Genomic DNA, 7370 nt, shown 5'->3' with positions numbered 1-7370 from the left:
AGGTCGAGAGGGAATGGCCAGTACTTTTTTAGTGCGGCTCAAAGTGGGAAGTAGATTGGTTGATGCTAAAGGTGTGAACAAGCTTTACCGTAGCAGAGTCAAATTTTCCTATTTATTACTCATATTCTTGGCTGCTTTTGTCACCGTCATCGCAATCGTCACAGCTTCACCCCTCATCAGGCAGCTCCTTACCCTGCTTGCCTACAAACTACGTTTAATTTTTGGGATTTAAGGAGAAGCACAATGTTTGACATGAGATATCATATAGCCTCTTTGGTCGCGGTTTTCCTCGCATTGGGCGTTGGAATTTTGCTTGGAACGGTGATTGTGGATAAAGGTATCTTGGTTGAGCAGCAAAAAGCTCTGGTGGAAAGCGTAAAAAGGGATATCAACGAGCTCAGAAGGGAAAATCGTTTGCTTGGAAGAGAACTCAAAAGGAGTGAAGAATTCCAAGAGGAAATTTTCCCTCATATTGTGGGGGGGCGATTGGGGGGGGAAAGGATAACCATCATTGTGACCTCGAAGGTCTCCGAAGAGATTCAAAGGGAAGTGAAGGAAGCCTTGGACCAAGCTGATGCCAAAAGCTTCATTCTCTTAATCCTCTACCCCGATTTCGGATTGAAGCGCTCCGATATCCGAAGTAAACTGAGCACATTTTTTCCCGAGGAAAAACTCTCGAGATCGGAACTGGAGAAAAGGGTCATTGAAAAGTTGGCGATGGAGCTCGTAACAACGTCGGATTCCGTTTTCCTAACGGAGTTAGCGAATTTGGGGCTGATAAGAATAGATGGGGAACTCAATCTTCCCGTGGAGAACGTCATCCTCTTTGGAGAAAGCCAGAGGAAATCCGAAATTTCCGATATAGATTCACTTTTGATTGAGCAATTCAAAAAACTCGAAATTTTTGTGGTCGGTGTGGAAACCACTGATGCAAAAGTTTCATCCATTCCAGCCTATAAAAATGCTGGTATAACCAGCGTTGACAATGTAGATACCATCCTCGGTCGAGTGGCTTTGACCCTCGTTCTTCAGGGAAAGGCTGGAAATTTTGGCATTAAACCCACGGCTGAAAGGCTTTTACCCCCCTAGGTTCACGATATTAAGGAGAAGTGTTGGGGAAAAAGACTGTAGCTTTAGTGCCCGCTTTCAATGAAGCCAAAAGAATTGGCAAAACCGTTGCCGCTTTGAAGCGGATACCGCTCATCGATGGAATAATTGTAATAGACGATGGATCGAGGGATAATACTGGGCTGGAGGCTCAGAAGGCGGGGGCAAACGTAATCCGCACCGGAAGGAATCTTGGGAAGGGTGGAGCTTTGAACCTAGCCCTTAGGGAATCGGATTACGATGTTTTACTCTTGGTCGATGGAGATTTGGCGGATGCTGCCATTGATGCGGAGAAGCTTTTACAACCCGTCCTCAGAGGAGAGGCGGATATGACCATCGCTGATTTTCCCAAACCACGCCTCAAGGGAGGCTTTGGGTTGGTCAAGAAATTTGCTCGTTGGGGGATTAAACGGTGCACGGGAAGGGTTATGTCTGAACCATTATGTGGTCAACGGGCACTGACCCGCGAGGTTGTGGAGAGAGTGAGAGAATTTGACCCCGGTTTCGGGGTTGAAGTTGGTCTTACCATCGATACCATTCGAGCGGGTTTCAAAGTCGTGGAGATACCCACGACTATGTCCCATGCTGAAACGGGAAGGGATATCGGAGGGTTTGTGCATAGGGGCCGTCAATTCTATCACGTTCTAAAGTCAGTTTTGTCTCGCCTGCCTACCTGGCCAGGGAGGTGAATTCATTGTTTCTTTGGTTTTTGTTGACATCACTCATGGTAAGTGCGGTGATTTTCCCTTTTCTCCTTTCTCTCCTGGTTTCCTCAGACTGTTTGCGGGAGAATTATCGAGGGCGGAAGATACCAAACTGCGGGGGTCTTTTGTTAATAATCACTCTCATAGCCATCCTTGGTATAACCTCGGTCTTGTTTCCACAAGAGCTTTTGTTTTTTAAAAGATGGTTGTTTCCCCTGACCGCCCTCGTTTTGGGGATGGGCCTTCTGGGAATTTTGGATGACCTCTTTGGAACCAGGGTTGAGGGTGGATTCATAGGACATTTCAGAGAACTTGCAAAGGGCCGTTTGACCACGGGTGCTCTCAAGGCTTTGGGAGGAGGACTGCTTTCCCTCTTTGTAGCCAGCCTTTTTTCGGGAAACTCGTTTTTTCTCATCGTTAACGCAACTTTATTGGCTCTGTGCATGAATACATTCAACCTTCTCGATGTAAAACCTGGACGGGCAACTAAAGTTTTTTTAATATTAAGTTTAGTGATCTTTTTATTCACCCTTCACAGTCCGATTTGGAACCTTGGGGGGATTTTTGTAGGACCGATTTTGATTTTGTTCCGAGCCGATCTCATCGAGCGGTGCATGTTGGGCGATGTGGGATCGAATATTCTGGGAGCCCTCATCGGTCTTTCCTTTATCGCTAATTTTCAGGGATTTATAAATCTTGTCATCCTGGCCATGCTCATAACGATTCAAATTTTTGCAGAGAGGTATTCAATTTCCGCCTTTATTTTAAGGGTACCCGCTCTAAGGAGGATGGATGAATGGGGGCGCAGGAAGTAGGGAGTGACTGGTAGTAACGGGGAGTAATTGGTAGAATTTAACTATGAAATCGTGATCATCGACTGGATTAAAGGAGAGGGTTTGTGTGGCAAAATATATATTCGTCACCGGAGGCGTGGTTTCTTCGCTGGGAAAGGGCATCACCTGTGCTTCTCTGGGAAGGCTGTTAAAATGCAGAGGACTTAAAGTGACCATTCAAAAGCTTGATCCTTATCTGAATGTGGACCCTGGGACCATGAGCCCCTTCCAGCATGGAGAAGTCTACGTGACCGAGGATGGGACCGAAACAGACCTTGATCTTGGACATTACGAGCGCTTCATAGATGAGAATCTGAACCGGGATAGTAATGTCACCGCGGGTACAATTTACTGGTCCATCGTGACCAAGGAGCGCAGGGGAGATTTTCTTGGAGGAACAGTTCAGGTCATTCCCCATGTCACCAATGAGATAAAGGAACGAATCTTGAAAATTGCCGGCGAGAATCAACCGGACGTCGTGATCACCGAAGTGGGTGGAACCGTGGGGGACATCGAGGGTTTACCCTTCTTGGAGGCGATTAGGCAGTTCAGAAAGGATGTGGGGAAGGAAAATGTTCTCTACATCCACGTGACCCTCATCCCATATCTCCGCGCTCCCGCTGAGCTTAAGACAAAACCCACCCAGCATAGTGTGAAAGAACTGAGGAGCATAGGAATTCAACCGGACATTATAATCTGTCGCTCGGACCGCCCTTTGACTAAAGCTCTTAAGCGCAAGATCGCTCTCTTTTGCGATGTCGATCCCCATGCTGTCATCTCCGCCATCGATGTGGATAATATTTACGAGATTCCCCTCATTCTTCACCGGGAAGGATTGGACGAGATTGTCGCCAGACACTTAGAGCTTGATTGTGGGGAGGCAGATCTCTCCGAGTGGGAGAGGCTTATTGAGAGAATTCAAAATATCCATGAGAAAGTTAAAATCGCTTTGGTCGGAAAATACGTACAACTTCCCGATGCCTATTTGAGCGTGGTCGAAGCCTTGAGACATGCGGGATTCTATCACGAGAGGGAAATTGATCTGCAATGGGTGGATGCGGAGACTTTAAGCCCGGAGGAGGTTGAAAGAAGGCTTTCTCAAATCGACGGCATTTTGGTACCTGGAGGCTTTGGCGTTCGGGGAATAGAGGGGAAGATTCGTGCCGTGGCATTTGCCCGGGAGAATAAAATCCCCTTCTTGGGGATATGCCTGGGTTTGCAATGCGCGGTGGTGGAGTTCGCCCGCAATGTCTCGGAACTGAAGGACGCCAATAGTTCGGAGTTCGAACCGAATACGCCCCATCCGGTAATTGATCTACTCCCGAAGCAAAAGGAGATAAAGGAGATGGGAGGGACAATGCGCCTTGGAGCCTATCCCTGTACCCTTGTCCCGGATACTAAAGCCCATGCTGCCTATGGAAGCGATCTCGTTTTCGAGCGACATAGACATCGCTATGAGGTGAATAACCGGTATAGACAAAAGCTTTCCAGTAAAGGTATGGTTTTCAGCGGTCTTTCTCCGAATGAGGAATTGGTGGAAATCATCGAATTATCGGATCATCCATGGTTCGTGAGCACCCAATTCCATCCGGAGTTTAAATCCAGACCCGATAGACCCCATCCTCTATTCAGAGATTTCATCGGAGCGGCTTTGCAGCATCAAAAGCGGAGGGAGCGCAAGCCCGCCTACCGGAAGGTAGGTTGAAATAGCGAGGGAAGATGATAAATACATCGAGGTTGGTTAAGACTTTTTCGGAATTGATAAAAGTCGACAGTCTTACATTTTATGAAGAGAGAGTAGCTGAATATATTGCAAATAAACTGGGTGAATTAGATATCGATGTTTGCATCGACGATGCGGGCGAAAGGGTCGGGGGCGATACCGGAAATGTAATAGCGCATCTTCCCGGTAATACCAGTGCTCCTACCCTTTTATTTAACGCTCATTTGGATACCGTCGAGCCGGGTATAGGCATTGAACCTCAGATAAAAGATGGAATCATTCGCAGTAAAGGTGATACTATTCTTGGCGCCGATGATAAAGCGGGTGTGGCCATCATTCTAGAAATGCTCTATGTCCTTAAAGCCAGTGGATTACCTCATGGGGATATCGAAGTCGTGTTCACCATCGCTGAAGAAAAAGGACTCTTTGGCTCCAAGAATCTCGATCTCTCTCGATTTAAAGCCAAGTTTGGCTATATCCTGGATTGCGAGGGACCTCCGGGAAGAATTGTAACCCGTGCACCCTTCCAGGATTCCATCAAGGCTCTATTCAAGGGCAAGTCCGCTCATGCTGGGATATGTCCCGAAAGGGGAATAAATGCCATTCAGGCGGCGGCCATCGCCATCTCTAGGATGAATCTTGGAAGGATCGATGATGAAACCACGGCTAACATTGGAGTGATAAAGGGAGGCTTAGCGGCGAATATTGTACCGGAGGAGACCTCAATCGAAGGTGAAGCCCGGAGTCTTTCCCTTCAGAAACTCGAAGCTCAAGTAAGGCACATGGAAAGTTGTCTTACCGAGGGGGGCAAAACCGTAGGAGCTAAATTGGATCTTGAGGTAAGTCGGGTTTACGATGGTTTCACCTTGAGTAGTGAGGATGAGGTCGTGAAAATAGCGATGGACGCTGCACGAGCTGTGGGCATCGAGCCAAAACTCATCGCCACGGGCGGTGGCAGCGATGCCAATGTCTTCAACAAAGCTGGTATTTCCACCGTCAATTTAAGTGTCGGAGCGGTGAACGTTCATTCGACGAATGAGCAGATTGCCATCGCAGATTTGGAAGTTGTGGCAAACATGACCCTAGAAATAGTGAGATTGGTAAGCCGGGGCTCCTCATAAACCGTTATCACCTACGCGGTGATAAGTAGGTAGAGAGTGAAGTTCGAGAATTCGAAGTAAAAGTGAAAGACGGAAAACTGTGTGGAGATGAGGGTAAGTTGGGAACCATCAGCTTCAAGGAGGCCAGGGTCTTAGAGGTCATAAGTCAAAGGAAAGATCTCACAGAGATTAAAGTTGAACTTGAAGGTGAGATTTCCAGTGCCATAAACTACGATCGGTTAACGGGCGATATCAAACCCGGCGACAAAGTGGTTCTTAACACCACAGCTGTGGAGTTGGAGTTGGGTACGGGCGGGAAACATTTTGTGTTGTGGAATTATGCCCATAGATCAACCTCTCCCCAACACCCTGGGCATATAATGAAGCTCAGATATACGCCTCTCCAGCTCAAATGTCTATCCGTGGAGGAACAGGAAAGCCCCTTTCACCAGTTGATGCGGGAAAGTATGGACTTAGAGGGGATGCCCGTTATCGTGGGAACCCTCCATAGTCAGCTTCCCGCGGTGGTGACAACTGTAAAGGCGATTAACGGTGAGGCGAAGATGGCATATATCATGACCGATGGAGCCGCGTTGCCCATCGCCTTCAGTAATTTGGTTCATAAACTGAAAAGTTTGAAATTATTGGATGCAACGATAACCATAGGTCACGCCTTTGGTGGCGATCTTGAGGCCGTAAATATCTTCAGTGGTCTGATTGCATGTAAAGTGGTCATCCAAGCCGATATCACAGTGGTGATAATGGGACCGGGCACCGTGGGAACCGATACCCTCTTAGGATTCAGCGCTATGGAGCAGGGACAAATCATAAATGCCATTGCCTCTCTCAATGGATATCCCATCGCCATTCCTCGAATCGGTTTTAAGGATAAGCGAGCTCGCCATATTGGGGTAAGCCACCACACCATCACCGTCCTTTCCAAGGGGACGCTCGTTTCCTGTGTGGTTACTCTGCCCAGAATGTCTCGGTGGAAAATGGAAATGGTTTTGCATAAACTCAAGGAATTCGGTATAGCTTCCAAACACCGGATCGAAATAATCGAAAATGGTGTGACCCTTAAAGCCTTGAAAAGGTTTGGTTTTGACGATGTGACCACCATGGGTCGTGGCATAGAGGAGGAACCCGAATTCTTCCAGGCTGCGGGAGCTGCCGGCATATACGCCCTTAGCTTGTTAAAATAAACTATACCCTGGACATAATTTCAGAAGGAGTTTGACAACCTTTAAGTCCAAATCCTAAATTCGAAATTCTAAGTGCTCAGTATTTTGAAATTAGGATTTAATTTGAGATAACCCGTTGTTGTAGTAAAAAAAGCCTGGTCTACCTCAGGCATTTATGTCTAGCCTATTAGATATTTTATATGGGAAGAAAAACGTGGATCGTAAGAAATACAAGGTTATAAAATCGGAAGTCAAATTCAAGGGCAAAATTTTAACCTTAATAGTGGATCAAGTGAGATTACCCCACGGACCCATTTGTGAGAGAGAAGTGGTAAAGCACAAGGGTGCAGTGGGTATAGTTCCCTTGACTGAGCGGAGTGAGGTTATTCTGGTCAAGCAGTATCGCCATCCCATAGGAGATTTCCTTTTGGAGATACCTGCTGGTAAATTGAGCGGTGGTGAAGATCCCTTCCAGTGTGCTATCAGAGAATTGAGGGAGGAAACGGGGAATAAGTGCGGGCGGATGATTAAACTCGCCCAGTTTTACACGACCCCCGGCTACAGCGATGAGTTCTTTCACCTTTATTTGGCCACGGATTTGGAGGAGGGTTCCGTGCAGCCGGAAGGAGGGGAGGAGCTGGAGATGAAAGTGGTCAAAATACCGCTACAAAATTCATTGGATATGATTTCCTCGGGGGAAATAAGGGATGGCAAAACGATCA

General features: G+C 47.2%; 8 protein-coding genes. All 8 read left to right on the top strand.

What is annotated here, in order from left to right; translation table 11 throughout:
* Positions 1-232 (top strand): SteA domain-containing protein (locus AB1466_03550; GenBank protein MEW6189172.1); only part of this gene is annotated, 232 nt, incomplete at its 5' end.
* 11 nt (positions 233-243) lie between these two features.
* Positions 244-1089 (top strand): copper transporter, encoded by an 846-nt coding sequence (locus tag AB1466_03545; GenBank protein MEW6189171.1) that lies wholly within the window; start codon positions 244-246, stop codon positions 1087-1089.
* A gap of 20 nt (positions 1090-1109) precedes the next feature.
* Positions 1110-1796, top strand: a complete 687-nt coding sequence (locus tag AB1466_03540; protein MEW6189170.1) for a glycosyltransferase family 2 protein — start codon at positions 1110-1112, stop codon at positions 1794-1796.
* A gap of 140 nt (positions 1797-1936) precedes the next feature.
* The gene (locus tag AB1466_03535; GenBank protein ID MEW6189169.1) at positions 1937-2626 is read left to right on the top strand and encodes a glycosyltransferase; all 690 of its coding nucleotides are present in this window, start codon (positions 1937-1939) and stop codon (positions 2624-2626) included.
* Between the two features lie 85 nt (positions 2627-2711).
* A complete protein-coding gene (locus AB1466_03530) occupies positions 2712-4349 on the top strand; it encodes a CTP synthase (GenBank protein MEW6189168.1) in 1638 nt (545 codons plus the stop codon).
* Between the two features lie 14 nt (positions 4350-4363).
* Positions 4364-5488 carry a M20/M25/M40 family metallo-hydrolase gene (locus tag AB1466_03525; GenBank protein ID MEW6189167.1) on the top strand — a complete coding sequence of 375 codons (1125 nt, stop codon included), beginning with the start codon at positions 4364-4366 and terminating at the stop codon, positions 5486-5488.
* 62 nt (positions 5489-5550) lie between these two features.
* Complete coding sequence (locus AB1466_03520; protein ID MEW6189166.1) at positions 5551-6669, top strand: DUF3866 family protein; 1119 nt, start codon at positions 5551-5553, stop codon at positions 6667-6669.
* A gap of 193 nt (positions 6670-6862) precedes the next feature.
* On the top strand, positions 6863-7370 hold a 508-nt coding region (locus tag AB1466_03515; protein ID MEW6189165.1), incomplete at its 3' end, for an NUDIX hydrolase.

Source organism: Actinomycetota bacterium, from assembly GCA_040755895.1.
Classification (GTDB): Bacteria; Actinomycetota; Aquicultoria; order Subteraquimicrobiales; family Subteraquimicrobiaceae; genus Subteraquimicrobium.
Note: the sequence above shows the minus strand (reverse complement) of the source record. Positions and strands in the feature narration are given on the sequence as shown.